General features: G+C 64.6%; 16 protein-coding genes. 6 read left to right on the plus strand and 10 right to left on the minus strand.

The genetic code is table 11. From position 1 onward, the window contains the following. Positions 1-120 precede the first annotated feature (120 nt). Positions 121-417: an aspartate decarboxylase gene (locus RBA95_RS13675; RefSeq protein WP_306017431.1), complete on the minus strand. Its 297-nt coding sequence runs from the start codon at positions 415-417 to the stop codon at positions 121-123. 202 nt (positions 418-619) lie between these two features. Between RBA95_RS13675 and RBA95_RS13680 the strand changes: the two genes are divergently transcribed. Beyond that, on the plus strand, positions 620-1,543 hold the full coding sequence (locus RBA95_RS13680; protein WP_306017432.1) for a DUF4349 domain-containing protein: 924 nt from the start codon (positions 620-622) through the stop codon (positions 1,541-1,543). On the opposite strand, the gene RBA95_RS13685 is transcribed toward RBA95_RS13680, so the two are convergent. After that, positions 1,540-1,962: a secondary thiamine-phosphate synthase enzyme YjbQ gene (locus tag RBA95_RS13685; protein WP_306017433.1), complete on the minus strand. Its 423-nt coding sequence runs from the start codon at positions 1,960-1,962 to the stop codon at positions 1,540-1,542. The genes RBA95_RS13680 and RBA95_RS13685 overlap by 4 nt on opposite strands. Before the next feature lie 94 nt (positions 1,963-2,056). Between RBA95_RS13685 and RBA95_RS13690 the strand changes: the two genes are divergently transcribed. Next, complete coding sequence (locus RBA95_RS13690) at positions 2,057-2,905, plus strand: methyltransferase domain-containing protein (RefSeq protein WP_306017434.1); 849 nt, start codon at positions 2,057-2,059, stop codon at positions 2,903-2,905. 4 nt (positions 2,906-2,909) lie between these two features. Here RBA95_RS13690 and RBA95_RS13695 read toward each other — a convergent pair whose 3' ends face one another. The 6 genes from RBA95_RS13695 to RBA95_RS13720 all read right to left on the minus strand — a co-directional run bounded on the left by RBA95_RS13695 (position 2,910) and on the right by RBA95_RS13720 (position 10,578). Next, positions 2,910-4,022, minus strand: coding sequence for a serine hydrolase (locus RBA95_RS13695; protein ID WP_306017435.1), 1,113 nt, complete (start codon positions 4,020-4,022; stop codon positions 2,910-2,912). An 82-nt stretch (positions 4,023-4,104) separates the two neighbouring features. After that, positions 4,105-4,563: a GNAT family N-acetyltransferase gene (locus RBA95_RS13700; protein ID WP_306017436.1), complete on the minus strand. Its 459-nt coding sequence runs from the start codon at positions 4,561-4,563 to the stop codon at positions 4,105-4,107. A gap of 40 nt (positions 4,564-4,603) precedes the next feature. Then, positions 4,604-5,974 (minus strand): mechanosensitive ion channel family protein, encoded by a 1,371-nt coding sequence (locus RBA95_RS13705; RefSeq protein ID WP_306017437.1) that lies wholly within the window; start codon positions 5,972-5,974, stop codon positions 4,604-4,606. 140 nt (positions 5,975-6,114) lie between these two features. Continuing rightward, positions 6,115-8,151 carry an RNA polymerase sigma factor RpoD gene (rpoD, locus tag RBA95_RS13710; protein ID WP_306017438.1) on the minus strand — a complete coding sequence of 679 codons (2,037 nt, stop codon included), beginning with the start codon at positions 8,149-8,151 and terminating at the stop codon, positions 6,115-6,117. A 62-nt stretch (positions 8,152-8,213) separates the two neighbouring features. Beyond that, complete coding sequence (gene dnaG, locus RBA95_RS13715) at positions 8,214-10,052, minus strand: DNA primase (RefSeq protein ID WP_306017439.1); 1,839 nt, start codon at positions 10,050-10,052, stop codon at positions 8,214-8,216. Between the two features lie 58 nt (positions 10,053-10,110). After that, positions 10,111-10,578, minus strand: coding sequence for a GatB/YqeY domain-containing protein (locus tag RBA95_RS13720; RefSeq protein WP_306017440.1), 468 nt, complete (start codon positions 10,576-10,578; stop codon positions 10,111-10,113). A gap of 206 nt (positions 10,579-10,784) precedes the next feature. Here RBA95_RS13720 and carA point away from each other — a divergent pair, with 206 nt between their 5' ends. The 4 genes from carA to RBA95_RS13740 all read left to right on the plus strand — a co-directional run bounded on the left by carA (position 10,785) and on the right by RBA95_RS13740 (position 15,035). Beyond that, the gene (gene carA / locus RBA95_RS13725; RefSeq protein WP_306017441.1) at positions 10,785-11,960 is read left to right on the plus strand and encodes a glutamine-hydrolyzing carbamoyl-phosphate synthase small subunit; all 1,176 of its coding nucleotides are present in this window, start codon (positions 10,785-10,787) and stop codon (positions 11,958-11,960) included. 62 nt (positions 11,961-12,022) lie between these two features. Beyond that, positions 12,023-13,585: a peptide ABC transporter substrate-binding protein gene (locus RBA95_RS13730; protein ID WP_306017442.1), complete on the plus strand. Its 1,563-nt coding sequence runs from the start codon at positions 12,023-12,025 to the stop codon at positions 13,583-13,585. 248 nt (positions 13,586-13,833) lie between these two features. Further along, positions 13,834-14,400: a hypothetical protein gene (locus tag RBA95_RS13735; RefSeq protein ID WP_306017443.1), complete on the plus strand. Its 567-nt coding sequence runs from the start codon at positions 13,834-13,836 to the stop codon at positions 14,398-14,400. Positions 14,401-14,402: 2 nt separating this feature from the next. Further along, positions 14,403-15,035, plus strand: coding sequence for a hypothetical protein (locus tag RBA95_RS13740; protein ID WP_306017444.1), 633 nt, complete (start codon positions 14,403-14,405; stop codon positions 15,033-15,035). Here the strand turns inward: RBA95_RS13740 and RBA95_RS13745 are convergent. Together RBA95_RS13745 and RBA95_RS13750 are read right to left on the minus strand one after the other, a co-directional pair. Next, positions 15,032-15,250: a helix-turn-helix transcriptional regulator gene (locus tag RBA95_RS13745; protein WP_306017445.1), complete on the minus strand. Its 219-nt coding sequence runs from the start codon at positions 15,248-15,250 to the stop codon at positions 15,032-15,034. The two genes, RBA95_RS13740 and RBA95_RS13745, sit on opposite strands and share 4 nt — an antisense overlap. Continuing rightward, complete coding sequence (locus tag RBA95_RS13750) at positions 15,247-15,777, minus strand: DUF2975 domain-containing protein (protein ID WP_306017446.1); 531 nt, start codon at positions 15,775-15,777, stop codon at positions 15,247-15,249. Before RBA95_RS13750 ends, RBA95_RS13745 begins: the two co-directional genes overlap by 4 nt. Positions 15,778-15,780 lie beyond the last annotated feature (3 nt).

Raw genomic sequence — 15,780 nt, forward strand, 5'->3', positions numbered from 1 at the left:
GGCATGGGAGTCGCGCGAGTCCTGAGAGCCCGGAAAAGAGCCCGATGGTAGTCGTAGTCGGAGGAGTCACCCCCATGCGACTCGCAAGGGGGATAAGTCCTTGAGGCATGCGGGGAGAGTTTAGCCCGGATTCTTGCTGCGCCAGGCTTCCATGGCGAGCGAGATGGCGAAGGTTTCGCGGTATTTCGGGCTACCGGCGGGGCGCGGCGGCTGTTCGCGGGTCAATTCCATGATCTCGGCGAGCTTGTTGTGCGCGGCGCCCGCCTGGCCGGCGCCGATATAGGCGTGCAGCTCGACCAGGGCGTTGGCCAGCGGGTCATGGGCGCGGATGACGAAATAGGGTTCGTCCTCGGCGAGGTCCGGCAGGCAGTCATACTGGCTGGGATTGGCTTTCGAGCCGAGCGGGGCGGTGGTCATGGCGAGCTCCTTGGCAGGCGGGGCGCGAATCACAGGATCGCGCTTTGGCCCAGACTAGCAAACTCCGCCTTGTTCGCATCGGGCCAACTGAAGCGTCCGGCTGCGCCGCATCGTCGCCGCAAAATCGCCTTACACGCTTCAAGACCGGTTCAGCTTCGCCCTGCGCATGATAGGCTGGAACCGGGCAGACAAGGGGATGACCATGGTGCGAATGGCTTTGGGCGTACTGGCCGCCGGCGTGTTGCTGGCCGGCTGTGATCAGGAGGCGACGCGACCGTCACAGGGCGGCGCCTATAACGAACAGGCGATGATGGAGGCGACGCCCGCCCCCGCCGCGCCCCTGCGGGTCGCCAATGACTCGATCCGGGTCACCGGCGCGCGGGTGGACCGGGCGGATGTGACGCCCGACGCCGTCGAAGGGCCATTGCTGGCCTATACCTACCAGACCAGCCTGGAACTGCCCGCCGACGTGCTGGGCGATACGCATGCCGCGCATGTGGAGGCGTGTCAGAGCGCCGCGGCGAATGCCTGTCAGGTGATCCGGGCGCAGGTGAACAATGCCGACGGGCCGCGCCCCAGCGCGCATCTGCAACTGCGCGCCGCGCCGGACTGGATCGCCGACTTCCGCGCCGGGCTTGAACCTCAAGCCGAGGAACTGGGCGGGCAGGTCTTGTCCGACCAGACCTCGGTCGAGGATCTGACCACGCGCATTGTCGACACCGCCGCCCGGGTCGAGGCGCAGACCACCTTGCGCAACCGCTTGCAACAATTGCTGGAAACCCGCGACGGGGATTTGTCGGACCTTCTGGCGGTGGAGCGGGAGCTGGCCAGCGTGCAGGCTGATCTCGACGCCCAGGCCAGCGTGCTCGCCGCCTTGCGCCAGCGCGTGGACACCTCGCTTCTGACGCTGAACTATCAGGCCGAGCGCCAGGTGGTGGAGCCTGAAACCTTCAATCCGATCGGTCGGGCGTTCAAGGAGATGGGCGATGTGTTCGCCAATTCGGTGGCGAGCCTCATCCTGTTCCTGGCGGGCGCCCTGCCCTGGCTGGTGATCGCGGTGCCGGTGATTTCCGGCGTCATCATCGGCTTCCGCCGCCTGCTGCGCAAACGCAAGGCTGCAAGCTAGGCCGACAGGTGCAGGACCATTTGCCGGGTGTGCGGCCGGTCGCGATGTTCGAACAGGTAGAGCCCCTGCCAGGTCCCGAGCATCAACCGGCCGCCGCTCACCGGCACGCCCATTGACGACGCGGTCAGCGCGGACTTGATATGGGCGGGCATGTCGTCAGGGCCTTCGGTGGTATGGCTGAGCCAGCTCATGGATGGATCATCCGAGCGCGGGACCAGACGGGCGAAGAAGGCCTGCAGATCGCGCTGCACATCCGGATCGGCGTTCTCCTGGATCACCACCGAGGCCGAGGTATGGCGCACGAAACAGGTCAGTAGCCCCTCGTCCGCGCCGGACGCCCGGACAAAGCGCTGCGCCGCATCGGTGACCTCGTACAGCCCCGGCCCCCGGGTTTCGATCTCGATGACCTGTTGCGGCATGTCGGCTCCTTTATGCGATCTCACCAATCCGTGTATCGACCCGTCCGCGCAAATCTGAAACAGTCCGACCGCATACAGAACAATCGAGGTCGAGATGCGCGAACAGGTTCGGGATTATTACGGCGATGTGCTGCAGTCGAGCGGCGATCTGAAATCGGATGCCTGCTGTGAGATTTCAGCGCCGGAGCCCCATATCCGCGACGCGCTCAAGAACATCCATCCCGACGTCGCCAGCCAATACTATGGCTGCGGCCTGATCGCGCCCGAGGGCCTTGCTGGCAAACGCATCCTCGATCTGGGCTGCGGCACGGGCCGGGACGTCTACCTCTTGGCCCAGCTCGTGGGCGAGGACGGCGAAGTCGTCGGCGTGGACATGACCGACAAACAGCTCCAGGTCGCGCTGGAGCATGAGCAATGGCACGCCGAACGGTTTGGCTACGCCAAGCCCAATACCCGGTTTCTCAAGGGCTATATCGAGGAGCTCGATCAGCTTGATCTCGAACCGGGCAGCTTTGACCTGATCATCTCCAACTGCGTGATCAATCTGTCCACCGACAAGCCGGGCGTGTTTGCGGGCGTGCGCCATCTGCTCAAGCCCGATGGCGTCATGCATTTCGCCGATGTCTACGCCGAGCGCGAAGTGCCGGCCGAGCTGCGCACCGACCCGATCCTTTATGGCGAATGCCTGGCGGGCGCGCTGGCCTGGTCCGATTTCCTCGCCATCGCCGAAGAGAGCGGTTTTGACGCGCCGGAACTTGTGGACCATCGCCCGCTGGCGATCACCGATGAGGCGCTGATCGCCAAACTCGACGGTCTCAAATTCGTCTCCGCCACGGTGGAGCTGCGCCCGGCCCCGGCCAATGACGCGCCGCGCCGCGAGACGGGCGATCCGTTCGTGCTGAAATCACCGCACGCCCCGTCCAGCGGGTCTTGCTGCGGCTAGAGCGCTAGCGCCAGCAGGTCAGGCCGGTTTCAGGAACGTCCATCACCGCGGCATGGCCTGCGGCCCAGGCGATCGCCAGCGGGGAGACCAGCCCCTCCCCATCCTCGCGATTGGTCAGCACAATCACCGACTGACCCGACGTCATGTCGCGCACATAGGCCGTGCCCGAATACCCGGCATGGCTGGTGATTTGATGCCCGTCGACGTCATGGCTCCACCAGCCGCGCGCATAGCCCCAGCGCTCGCATGTTTCACCCGTATCAAAGGCGCGCTGAATCTCGGCGGCCTGGGCGATCACGTCCGGGGCCAGCACCTGCGGATCGTTGAGCTCGGCTTCCCAGACCATGAGATCGTCAAGCGATGAGGTGACGCCGAAATGAGAGGTCAGGCCGAACTGCCAGACCCGGCGATTGCGCAACAGCTCTCCGTCATAGACGCCATAGCCGTCTGCACGATGGGGGACGATGGCGGACTGGTCGAGCATGCGTGTCTGGTCCATGCCCAGCGGCGCCCAGAAGCGCGCTCTCAGGGCGTCCTCAAAGGACTGCTCCGTAACCGCCTCGATCACCAGCCCCAGCAGGAAATAGCCCTGATCGGAATAGCGCCAGTCCGTGCCGGGCTCAGCCTGAAGCGGTGTCGCCATGGCCGAAGCCAGCATCTCGTCTGTGGAATAGGCGAGCTGGAACTGCCCGTTCGGCATGGCTTCGAACCGATGCGTCAGCCCGGCCATATGGCTCAACAGCTGATCAATCGTGATCGCGGACCAGGCCTCGGGCGTCTCCGCGACGTATAGCGAGAGCGGATCATCGAGCGACAATTCCCCGTCCTGAGCCAGGCTCAGCACCATCAGGGCCGTCATATGCTTGGTCAGCGAGGCCAGCTCGAACACGGTTTCAGGACTGGCCGGCGCCGCATGTTCAAGGCTGGCGAAGCCGTACGCGCCCACATGCACTGGTGCGCCGCGATCCATCACCGCGACAACGACGCCGGGGAACTGACCCGCCTCCATGAGGGGCCCGACCGCCGCATCCACCGTTTGCAGGCGGGGCGTTGCGGGCTCCTCCGCCAGCGCGGGCATGCCCGACAGCGCCAGCATCATCAAAGCGGTTCTGAGCATGAAATCCCCCTGTTCGGCACAACCCTAAACCGGTGGCGGCCCGCCCCCTAATGACAAAGCCTCAAGGTGGGTTGCGGCGAACTTACAGCCCGTTGAGCTCCCAGCGGCGCACCGGCTTGGCGAAGCCGCCCGAGCTTTCATAGAGCGCTTCGGCGGCTTCGGTTTCCGAACTGGTCCACATCAAAAAGGTGGCGGGACTTTCGCGCACATCCTCAACCACCGCTTCAAACAGGGCGCGGCCCGCGCCCTCGCCGCGACCGGCCTTGCCGACGCAGACTTCAGCGAGCCAGGCGCCCGCGCCGCCATGCCCGCTATCGTAATAGGCATGCCAGACCGCATAGCCGATCGGCTCGCCATCGGCCGGCACGGCGACCAGGATATGAAAGCTGGTATCGTGCCCGAACAGGGTGCGCTTGATATTCTCGGGCGTGCAATGCTCGGTGGAATCGCCCACGACTTCATTGAGCTCACGCGAGAGGCGGGCAATCGCCGCGGCATCCCGGGGTCGGGCGGACCGAACGGTCAGGTCAGACTGGCTCATTGAAACTCCTTTTCAGTTCAGGGCTGGAAGGCCCCACGGGCTATTCGCTCGGTGCGTCTTCGGACAACAGATCCCCGGCGCCGTCTTCGCGGCGTTCTTCCTCGACCCGATCCGCGAGGGAGTGATCCGGCGCCACATCCGTCGCCTCCCCGGTCGGGGTTTTGGCGGGCGCGGATCGGGCCGATTTCGTCGAGCGCGATTGCGCCGGCTGGGCGGCGTCTGTTGGCAGAACGCCACTATCAATCCGCAAGCGATAGGTGGGATCAGGCAGGGTGAAGCCGGCCGCATCGAGCGCGGCCTTGACCGTGGCGATGGCGACCGAACGCGATTTGAGGAAATCGGCCTGGTTCTGGTCGACCCAGCCGGAGAAGAACAGATTGATGGTGGAATCACCCACTTCCCGAATGCCCGCCGCCGGGTCCGGGTCGGTCATGACAAAGCCCAGCGATTTGAGCGCAGCCAGACCGGTCTCCACAGCGGACAGGGGGTCGTCATCGGGATCCACGCCCAGGACAAAATCGAACCGGCGCTCTGGATTGCGGGTATAGTTCAGGATCACCGCCTTGAAGACCAGCGCATTGGGCAGGCGCAGATGATTGCCCTCCAGCGTCATCAGAACCGTGGCGCGCGATGTGAGGCGGATCACCCGGCCTTCCTGGCCATCAATCACCACATGGTCATTGGGCCGGAAGGGCTGGCGGATCGAGAGCATGATCGAGGCGATGTAATTTTCGATCGTATCCTTGACCGCAAAGCCCACCGCCAGGCCGATCACACCGGCTGCGCCCAGAAGCGCGCCCAGGAAGGCGGTGGCGTCCAGAAGCGTCAGCGCCGAGATCAACCCGAACACCAGGAACAGGCCGAAGACCGTGGAGCCGACCAGCTCGGCGACAAACCGGTTGGGTGTCAGAACGCGCCAGAGCGCGTCCCAGCGGCTCAACAGCCAGCCCAGCACGCTCAGCGCCACGAACACCGCCGCCGCGAGAGCCAGGAGCGGCAGGACGCGGACGAGGTCCTGGACCGTGGTTTCCAGCTCGCCCACGGCCGGGGCGACGCGGGTCGCGACAGAAACATCGCGATCAATCCGGTTCTCCACCGTCACCACGCCCTCGACCCGGCTCGCCAGCGCTTCGGCGCGGTTCGCCGCCTCAGCCGTCAGGGTCTGGCCCGACAGGGTCACAACCCCGGCCTCGACACTGATCTCGACACCGGAGAGTGTATCGATCTCACCGAAGATGGTCGCGATGCGTTGGGCGATCGCCGCATCAGTCGGCGCGTCCGTCTGCAGGTGGATCTCGCCGCTCGCTTCGCCGCCCTCGGTTTGCGCCAGAGCCGGCGCGGTCAGAGCCAGCATCCCGCTGGCCAGAGCGATGAGGAGCGCAAGGGTAAGCTTGAAGATCAATCGGGTCATCAGATCAGCCTTGCGCAGAGCGCGACAAAAGGGAAGTCACTGAAAACCAAACGCCTCGCGCCCCCATTGGTTGCCGCCCCCACAGCAAAAAGCCCCGCTGAAACCAGCGGGGCTTTTCGGATTTGTCTGTGGTCAGCGCTCTAGCTGTCGAGGAAGGAGCGCAGCTTGCGGCTCCGGCTCGGGTGTTTGAGCTTACGCAGGGCTTTCGCTTCGATCTGACGAATCCGCTCGCGGGTCACCGAGAACTGCTGGCCCACTTCCTCAAGGGTGTGGTCGGTGTTCATGCCGATGCCGAAGCGCATGCGCAGCACGCGCTCTTCACGCGGGGTGAGCGAGGCGAGGACCAGCGTGGTGGTTTCACGCAGGTTGGAGTGGATCGCCGCATCAATGGGCAGAACCGCGTTCTTGTCCTCGATGAAATCACCCAGATGGCTGTCTTCCTCATCCCCGATCGGGGTTTCAAGGGAGATCGGCTCCTTGGCGATCTTCATCACCTTGCGCACTTTCTCAAGCGGCATGGAGAGCTTTTCCGCCAGCTCTTCCGGGGTCGGCTCGCGGCCAATCTCGTGGAGCATCTGACGGGAGGTGCGCACGATCTTGTTGATCGTCTCGATCATGTGCACCGGAATACGGATGGTGCGCGCCTGGTCGGCGATCGAGCGGGTGATCGCCTGACGGATCCACCAGGTGGCGTAGGTGGAGAACTTGTAGCCGCGGCGATATTCGAACTTATCGACCGCCTTCATCAGGCCGATATTGCCTTCCTGGATCAGGTCGAGGAATTGCAGGCCGCGATTGGTGTATTTCTTGGCGATGGAGATCACCAGGCGCAGGTTCGCCTCGACCATTTCCTTCTTGGCCACGCGGGCTTCGCGCGCGCCTTTCTGGACGGTGGCGACGATGCGGCGATAGTCATCGATCGGAACGCCGGATTCCTGGGCCAGGGTGGCGATCTGTTCACGCAGCTCGCCAGCCTCTTTTTCCTCACGCTCGACAAAGCGGCCCCAGGCCTTGGACTTGCCGGCCATATCCTTGAGCCAGTTCGGATCCAGTTCATGGCCCTGATAGGATTTCAGGAAGTCGGTGCGCGGCACGCCATGGGCTTCGGCCATGCGCAGCAGCTTGCCCTCAAGGCCCATCAGCTTCTTATTGATCGCATCCAGCTGCTCGACCAGCGCCTCGATCCGGGCATTGTTCAGGTGCAGCGAGTTCAGATTCTCGACGATACGCTCGAAGACGTCGTTATACGCCGACTGGTCCTTGTCACTCAGATGCTTGCCGGACAGGCGCGAGGACACCAGACGGTCCTGGAGCTGGCGGAAGACGTCGAAATCGGTGGCGATGGCGTCCAGGGTTTCCATGACCCCGTCGCGCAGCTCGGCCTCCATGGCGGCGAGAGACATGTTGCCGCCGTCATCATCATCGTCGTCGTCTTCACCCTCGCCTTCGGCCTTCTCACCCTCTTCGCCCTCTGACTCATCATCGTCAGACTTGGCTTCAGCGTCCGGCTTGGTCTCTTCCTCGTCGCTCGCGCCCTCTTCTTCCTCGTCAGAGGTCGCGGTGGCGTCTTCACGCACGCCGCCATAGGTGGCGTCCAGGTCGATGATGTCGCGCAGAAGGACCTGGCCTTCCTGCAGCTCGTCACGCCAGACCATGATGGCTTCAAAGGTTAGCGGGCTTTCGCACAGCCCGCGGATCATCGCATTGCGGCCCGCCTCGATGCGCTTGGCGATGGCGATCTCGCCTTCGCGCGACAACAGCTCCACCGAGCCCATCTCGCGCAGATACATGCGCACCGGGTCATCGGTGCGGTCCTGGGCAGAAGTGGTGTTCTGGCCCGCGGCGACTTCGCTCTTGGCTTTCTTGGCGACGGCGGTGGACTTTTCCTCGTCCTCCTCCTCGTCGGACTCGTCCGCCGCGGACGCCTCGTTGTCCACATCCTCTTCGGAATCCACGACCGTGATCCCCATTTCGGAGAGCTGGGCGAGAATGTCCTCGATCTGCTCGGAGCTGAATTCCTCGCTCGGCAGGACCTTGTTCAGTTCGTCATGAGTCACATAACCGCGCTTCTTGGCGGTCTTGATCATCGCTTTGACGGTCTGATCCGTCAGGTCGAGCAGCGGCCCGTCCTGGTTTTCAGAGGTCGCTTCGGCGTTTTCAGCGGCGGCTTTGCTCATTCGGTGATCATGCTCCCGGAGGATTTCATTGCTGCGCGCACAAAGGGCGGCGGGGGCGCGCGCTAGCGCTGGCGGCCTCGTCGTTCGGCAACGAGGTAATTCTTGAGGGCGTCGGAATCGCCCTCTTCAAAAAAATCGGCGTGTCGTGGTCGGTCCTGAGCGTCTTGCGCAACTCTTTCCATATAAGAAGCCGAAAGCCTGCGCCAAGCCTCAAGCCGGCTGTCAGCATCCGCCTCACTCCCCCCGAGACTGGCGCGCATGGGCACTTTGTCCACGGCCAAACGTGTCAGTTGGGAGGCAAAACCCCGTCGAGACAACGCATCGCGCAGTCCGCCGACAGGCAGAGGCTCCCCAGAGAAACACGCGTCTAGAATCGCGTCCCTAAGGCTGTCAAGCGTTCCGAAGGACATTTGCAGCAATGTCTCCGCCTCAGCCTCAGCGATTTCAGGGTATTCGATCACCGCCAGCAGCAGTTGTCGAGCGCTTGCGGGCGGCGGTTTCTGTTTTCGTTGCGCGACCAGCTCGGCTGTGGGCGGTTGCAGCGCGTTGAACCGGCGCCCGCCCCCGCGGCCCTGATAGCCGCCGCGCGGCCCGTCCGCGCGCAGGCCCGATTGCGGCGTGCGCCCGAACAGGACCTCGATCCGCTGGTCAAGCTCGGCTCGATACTCCGCCTTGATGTCGGGATCCTTGATCTTGGCGACCAGCCCCTTGAGACGCTTGCGGAATCCGGCCCGACGGTCGGGGTCATCCAGCGGTTCAAGCTCCACTTCGCGCCGCCAAAGCACATCGATAAGCGGCTTGGCGTCGCTGATCGCGTCCTTGAGCGCTTGCGGGCCTTCTTCGCGCAACAGGTCATCGGGGTCCTGCCCGTCGGGCAGAAAGACAAAGCGCAGGGTCCGGCCCGGTTCGAGCAGTTCCAGCGCCCGCTCCGCAGCGAGCGCCGCCGCACGCGTGCCCGCCGCATCGCCATCCAGGCACACCACAGGCTCGGGGCCGGCGCGCCACAGAAGTCGCAGCTGATTCTCGGTCAGAGCCGTGCCCAGCGGCGCCACCGCCTGGCCCAGGCCGGCGCGCGCGAAGGCGATCACATCCATATAGCCCTCGGCCACGATCAGGCCCTTGGCCCTGATCTTGGGATCATGGGCGAAGGCCCGCGCTTCGGGATAGCGATACAGAAGCGAGCCCTTGTGAAAGAGTTCGGTCTCGGGCGAGTTGAGATATTTCGCCCGCACCTCCTTGCTCATGGCCCGGCCGCCAAACGCCACAAGGCGATCGCGTGCATCCTTGATCGGGAACATCACCCGACCGCGGAAGCGGTCATAGGGCTCGCCGCCATCATCGGGCAGGATCGACAGGCCGGCGTCCGACAGTTCTTGGGCGGTCGCGCCCTTCTGGATGAGCCCGCGGGTCAGGCCGCGGCGATTGTCCGGCGCAAAGCCCAGCCCGAACCGCTCCATGTCCGACCGGCTGAGGCCGCGGCGCTCGAGATACATCCGCGCCTCTTCGCCCTCGGGCGCAAACAGGGCGCGGGTGAAATAGTCCTGAGCCAGCGCGATCCAGTCCAGCAGCGTCTTGCGGTGCTCTTCCTGCTTGGGGTCGCGCTGCTCCATGCGCGGGACTTCAAGACCGGCCTCCTGGGCCAGGGCCTCGATCGCTTCCATGAAGCTCAGGCCCTGGGTCTTTTGCAGCCAGGTGAAGATGTCGCCATGCTCCTGGCTGGCGAAGCAATGGTAGAAGCCCTTCTCGTCATTGACGAAAAATGAGGGCGTGCGCTCTTTCTTGAAGGGGGACAGGCCCACGAATTCGCGGCCCTGACGCTTGAGCGCCACCGTTCGCCCGATCAGCTCGGATGGGCGGATGCGCGCCTTGATCTCGTCTTTGAACCCGTCGGGAATCGCCACGTGCTGAACATCCTCCAGCCCGACAGCTTACGCTCAGGCAGGCGCAGGCGCTAGAAGCCTAGGCCTGACCTTGCAACAGAGTTTTGACTTCCTGGCCCGCCTTGGCGAAATCCATGCGACCGGTATAGCGCTCTTTCAAAGTCGCCATGCAGCGGCCCATATCCTTGAGACCGTCGGCGTCCAGCTCGCTGACCACCGACTTGGCGGCGTCGGCGATTTCACCGGGCTTCATCGGTTCGGGCAGATAGGAGCGGACGATTTCCGCTTCCGCGCGCTCACGTTCGGCCAGGTCGAGACGCCCCGCCTTCTCATACGTCTCCGCGCTTTCTTCACGCTGCTTGAGCAGCTTTTGCAAGATCGCCTGGATCTCGTTCACGCAACAGCCCTCGCAGCGGTCTTCCGCCCGCGCCGCGATGTCACGATCCTTGATGGCGGCCTGGATGAGGCGCAGCGTGGAGACGCGCGTGTCATCCTTGGCGCGCATGGCGTCTTTGAGATCTTCGAGGATGCGGTCGCGAAGCGACATGGGAGCACCTATTTCCGGCGGCGCTGCAGATAAGCGCCAAGCCATTGTAATTGCACAGTTTTGCAGCGCGGCCTTTTGCTTGACCCGGCCCGGCTGCTCGCCTACTTTCCGCGCGTTTAACCGCCCGCCGCTGGAGCCCAGCTCGCGGCCCCGCGCGTGTCAGGAGGCGAGCACCTATGCCGGAAGCAATCAAGAATCAAGCACCGATGCAATCAGATTCGGCGAACGCGAAGCCTGAATGGGCCACTGCCGCGCTGGTTCTGGCTGACGGAACAGTGTTTTACGGCAAGGGCGCAGGCGCGACCGGCGCTGCTGTGGCCGAGCTTTGCTTCAACACCGCGATGACCGGGCACCAGGAAATCCTGGCCGATCCCTCCTATGCCGGGCAGATCGTGTGCTTCACCTTCCCCCATGTGGGCAATGTGGGCGCCAATGCCGAGGACGAGGAAGCCTCCAGCGCCACTGCCCGCAAGGCCGCTGTGGGCATGGTCAGCCGCGAGGACATCACCCCGCCCGCCAGCTGGCGCGCCGAGACCAGCTTCAATGAATGGCTGGCCGCGCGCGGCGTCATCGCCATTACCGGCGTCGACACCCGCGCCATCACGCGCCGCATCCGCGAGACCGGCATGCCGATGGCGACCATCGCCCATGCCCGCGACGGCAAGCTCGATATCGACGCGCTCAAGGCCCAGGCTAAAGACGCGCCCTCCATGGAAGGCGCGGAGCTGGCGAGCGCCGTGGCGTGCAACGCCGCAAATGACTGGACCGACGGCGACTGGGGCTGGTCGGAAGGCTTCGCCAAGGGGCCCGAAGACGGCCCGCTGGTGGTCGTGCTCGATTACGGTGTGAAGGCGAACATCCTGCGCCGCCTCGTCTCGGCAGGCGCGCGCGTTCAACTGGTGCCCGGCAAGGCCACCAAGGATGACGTGCTCAAGCTCAACCCGGCCGGCGTTCTGGTCTCCAACGGGCCAGGCGATCCGGCCGCGACCGGTCAGTATGCGCTCGACACCATTCGCGGCGTGATCGACGCCGGCGTGCCGGTGCTCGGCATTTGTCTGGGGCACCAAATGCTGGCGCTGGCGCTTGGCGCCAAGACCGCCAAGATGGTCCAGGGCCATCACGGCGCCAATCACCCGGTCAAGAATACCGAAACCGGCCAGGTCGAGATCGTGTCGATGAACCATGGCTTCTCGGTGGACCGCGACACCCTGCCTGAAGGCGCTGTGGAAACCCATGTCTCGCTGTTTGACGGCACCAATTGCGGCTTCAAGCTGACCGACAAGCCCGTCTGGGCGGTTCAGCACCACCCCGAAGCCAGCCCCGGCCCGCAAGACAGCTTCAAGGTGTTTGAAAGCTTCGTGAGCGCGCTCAAGCGCGCCTAAGCCGCTGGCGGCGCAAGCCGACGCAATGCTACCCTTCTCTCCTGACACTGAGGGAGGGGAGCATGGCGGGTCTGACACGACGCCAGGCGATGGCATCAGGCACGGCGGGCCTTGCGGCCGTCTCACTGAGCGCCTGCGCCGGGGATGAGAGCGCCCCTGAAGACCTGTTGCGGGTCGCCATTGAAACAGAGCCTGACAGCCTGGATCCCCTGCGCGGTCAGTTCGCGTCGGCCGCCCTCCTGTACAAACAGCTACATGCGCCGCTGACCGAGTATTCGCCCTCGGGCGGGCTCGCGCCTGGACTGGCCCTGACCTGGCGCAGCGAGGATGCAAGAAGCTGGCGCTTCACCCTGCGTCCGGATCTGGCCTGGTCGGACGGCGCCCCGCTGACGGCAGAGGACGTGGTGTGGACGGCGCGTCGCGCCGTGGACCCGACCACGGGCTTTGCCGATCTGGGCGACTTCTTCGCCGTGATCGGCGCGCGTGAGGCGCTGGCGGGCGAGCGCGATCCGGACACGATTGCGGTCACCGCACCCGATCCGCGCACCGTGGTGTTCGAGCTCGACCGGCCCGTGGGAAATTTCCCGGTGCTGATGCGCGAATTCTATCCGCTGCCCCGCCATGCCGTGGAGGCCCATCCCGACAGCTGGACGCGGCCCGAACACTGGGTCTCGGCGGGCCCCTATGTGCTTGCGAGCCATGAAGCCATGTCGCTGGAGCTGCGCAAGAACCCCTATTTTCCCGCCACCGACAGCGTCGCTATCCAAACCATTGCGGTGGACGTGGTGGACACGCCCGCTACTCGCGCCCGTCGCTTCCGGGCCGGTGATTATGATCTGGCGGAACGTCCGCCCAGCGATCAGATCGGCTTTCTTCGCGAGACTGTCGGCGACGAGTTGAAGGCCTATCCGGCGCCCACCCTGACCTATCTCAAGATCAACTGCGCCCAGCCCTATCTGTCAGACCCGGGCGTGCGGCGCGCCCTCAGCCTGGGGCTAGACCGGGCGTTCCTGAACACGCACTTCTTCAATGGCGAGGCCCAGACCACCGATGTGGTGATCCCGCGCCAGGGCGAAGCCCGCATCGAGCCCCGCCATGATGCCGAAGCGGCCCGCGCTCTGCTGGCCGACGCCGGCTATACCGACGCGTCTCCCCTGCGCGTGACTATTCGCGCTAGCGCAGGCGATCGGGACCGGCTGGCCATCGCCATACTGGATGACTGGGCGCGTATCGGGGTGCAGGGCGAGCTGCTGGCGAGTTATCCGCTGGATCTGTACCAGGCCGTGGACGCCGGGGACTTCGACATCGCCCTCGCCCGCTTTGACCGCGGGCTGAAAACCGATCCTGATTTCATGCTGCAGCCGTTCAGCCGCAATGGCTTTGCGGACAACACCAATTGGAGCGGTCCGGCGCGGGATGAGTTCGACGCCATCATGGCCGACGCCTTCGCCGTCATGGACGCCGAGGCGCGCGCCGCGCATTTCCGGCGCGCCGAAGTGGTGTTTCTCTCCGCCATGCCCAACATCCCGCTGCTGCATGAACGCGCCTACTGGCTGGTGTCGGACCGGACACGGACCTCGGCCGAGATCCAGCCCCAGCTCTGGCGGGATTTGTCGCTACGATAGCGCCAGAACAGGCACACAGGTTGCAAGGCTCCAGGCGCGCTCGTCACGCCGGCGCCGAACCGGCAGGCTGAGAGCGCGGATGAGAGCCTTGAAACAAGGCTCCAAAGCGTAGGAGGGCGACCTCTACGCCGCTCCATCAGGGGCGAGACACAAGGCGGAAGAATCTGCCGCTCAGCATATTTTGATAGGCAAGGTCTGCCTTTACAGCCCTCCGGCTGGCTCGGCAGACCGCATATCGGGAGAGACTGATGAGCGCCAGCGCCATTACCGGCCCGTCATGGACGCCCTGGGACAACACGCACGCCAAGGGCGCCGCCCTGGGCGAAATGTCCCTGCCCAATCCCGATAAAACCCCCGAAGACGCGCGCAAGACCGAAGAAGCCGCCGCCGCGCCGGAACTGTCCTTGAAAGACCGCGCAGGCCAGCTCAATGAGAGCCTGTCCTCCCAGCTCTTCGCCGCGCTTCTGGATCAGCAGGATTTCACCCGCGCCAACCCCGGCGACACTGCAGCGCCAGGTAATGAACCGGCCAATGGCGCGACCAGCGTGAAGGGCGGCAGCGCCAATCTGACCGATACCGACGCCGCAGCGGGCGGCGCGACCGGCGAAACCGCCCAGCAGGCAGACGAGAACGATGCCAAGCGCGGCGTGACGGCCCAGCAGGCCGCCTCAGCGACCGTGATCGGCGCTCAGACCGGCTCCGCCCATGAACTGGACGAAAGCGCGCTGTCACCGGCCCTGCTCGCCCAGCTGGAAGCCACGCGCAATCCGCAAGCCGCTTCCAGCCGGCTCGCCCGCTTCTTCGCCTACAGCTAGTTATGAACCGCGACTACGCCCTGACCCTCTGGCGCGCGGATCTGGTCCGCTTTGAACTCGAGGACCGCCAGCTGGCGACCGGCAAGCGCGTGATCGCCAATCATGCAGGGTGGCTCAGGCGTTATCACGGCCTGAGCCACCCTGCATTTCTGTTTCAGGAGATCGAGGCGCTCACCGACCAGATCCGTGATCTGCCACGACTGACTTATGCCGCCTGGTTTCACGACGCGATCTACAAGAGCTGGCGGAAGGATAATGAAGCGCGCAGCGCAGACTGGGCGCGTATGGCGCTTGAAGAGATGGGCGCTGGCCCAGAGCTCGCCGCCCGGGTTCATACACTGATCCTCGCCACGGCGGATCATGCGCGTGGCGGGCAGGATCACGATGACGCGCTGTTCCTAGATATGGATTGCGCCATCCTGGGCGCACCGCCAGAACAGTATGACCAGTACGCCAGACAGGTTCAGCAAGAGCATGTCTGGCCGCTCGGCGGCGACTACCGCAAGGGACGGATCGCCTTTCTGACCGCACGGCTCAATCGCCCCGCGCTGTTTCAGACGGACCATTATGCCGAACGCTATGAGGCGCAGGCCCGCGCCAATCTCGAACGCGAGCTGGCGGCCCTGTCGCGCTAGTCCTCGTCGCGCACCAGAACCAGCAGATCGCCCGGCTCACAATCGAGCACCTCACACAGGGCGAGTAGCGTGGAAAAGCGCATGCCCTTGATCTTGCCGGTCTTGATCTGGGAGAGCGCCACTTCGGACACCCCGATCCGCTCAGCCAGCGCTTTTGACGTCATGCCGCGTCGCGACAGCATCACGTCCAGGCGCACCTCGATGCGTGCGCTCATATAATGCTGTCCAGCTCGTCCTGCTGGGCGCAGGCGCGGTCCAGAAGGTGCGCCACGCTGACAAACACCAGCGCCACGAACAGGGTCGTCAGATCATCAGAGCCCAGCTCGAGCTGAAGCTGTCCGCCCTCGCCCGGTGCGCACCAGGACAGAAACGCGCTCAGGGCCGCCCCTTGCAACGGCACGAGTATGGCCAGAGCCGCCACGGACCAGGCGAACACCTTGAAGCCCACCAGGGCTCGCCGTGAAAACGTCCGGCCATGGGAGGTGTGCCGAAAGAAGCTGCGCAAATTCAACAGCGCGTAGCTTGTGACCAGTGCGACGGGCAGACAGATCGCCATTCCGCCCAGACGGATCGGAAGCTCGAGCCAGGACAGGTCCTGTGTCCCGCTGGCGCTCATGATCAGGCGTTCGATAAAGTCTGGAAAAACCAGCCAGCTCAAGGTCTGAAACAGTGGCGCCGCCGCCGCTCCGAGAAGGCAGGCCCAGGCCAGGACAGTCGCAAGCGCGGATCCTTTGACGGGCAAGGC

Origin of the sequence: Oceanicaulis sp. MMSF_3324 (genome assembly GCF_030733545.1) — a bacterium.
Lineage (GTDB): Bacteria > Pseudomonadota > Alphaproteobacteria > Caulobacterales > Maricaulaceae > Oceanicaulis.

Excerpts from the sequence above, each read along its gene's own strand:
- RBA95_RS13675 (WP_306017431.1), bottom strand. The coding sequence starts at position 417 with ATGACCACCGCCCCGCTCGGCTCGAAAGCCAATCCCAGCCAGTATGAC.
- RBA95_RS13680 (WP_306017432.1), top strand. The coding sequence starts at position 620 with ATGGTGCGAATGGCTTTGGGCGTACTGGCCGCCGGCGTGTTGCTGGCC.
- RBA95_RS13685 (WP_306017433.1), bottom strand. The coding sequence starts at position 1,962 with ATGCCGCAACAGGTCATCGAGATCGAAACCCGGGGGCCGGGGCTGTAC.
- RBA95_RS13690 (WP_306017434.1), top strand. The coding sequence starts at position 2,057 with ATGCGCGAACAGGTTCGGGATTATTACGGCGATGTGCTGCAGTCGAGC.
- RBA95_RS13695 (WP_306017435.1), bottom strand. The coding sequence starts at position 4,022 with ATGCTCAGAACCGCTTTGATGATGCTGGCGCTGTCGGGCATGCCCGCG.
- RBA95_RS13700 (WP_306017436.1), bottom strand. The coding sequence starts at position 4,563 with ATGAGCCAGTCTGACCTGACCGTTCGGTCCGCCCGACCCCGGGATGCC.
- RBA95_RS13705 (WP_306017437.1), bottom strand. The coding sequence starts at position 5,974 with ATGACCCGATTGATCTTCAAGCTTACCCTTGCGCTCCTCATCGCTCTG.
- rpoD (WP_306017438.1), bottom strand. The coding sequence starts at position 8,151 with ATGAGCAAAGCCGCCGCTGAAAACGCCGAAGCGACCTCTGAAAACCAG.
- RBA95_RS13720 (WP_306017440.1), bottom strand. The coding sequence starts at position 10,578 with ATGTCGCTTCGCGACCGCATCCTCGAAGATCTCAAAGACGCCATGCGC.
- carA (WP_306017441.1), top strand. The coding sequence starts at position 10,785 with ATGCAATCAGATTCGGCGAACGCGAAGCCTGAATGGGCCACTGCCGCG.
- RBA95_RS13730 (WP_306017442.1), top strand. The coding sequence starts at position 12,023 with ATGGCGGGTCTGACACGACGCCAGGCGATGGCATCAGGCACGGCGGGC.
- RBA95_RS13735 (WP_306017443.1), top strand. The coding sequence starts at position 13,834 with ATGAGCGCCAGCGCCATTACCGGCCCGTCATGGACGCCCTGGGACAAC.
- RBA95_RS13740 (WP_306017444.1), top strand. The coding sequence starts at position 14,403 with ATGAACCGCGACTACGCCCTGACCCTCTGGCGCGCGGATCTGGTCCGC.
- RBA95_RS13745 (WP_306017445.1), bottom strand. The coding sequence starts at position 15,250 with ATGAGCGCACGCATCGAGGTGCGCCTGGACGTGATGCTGTCGCGACGC.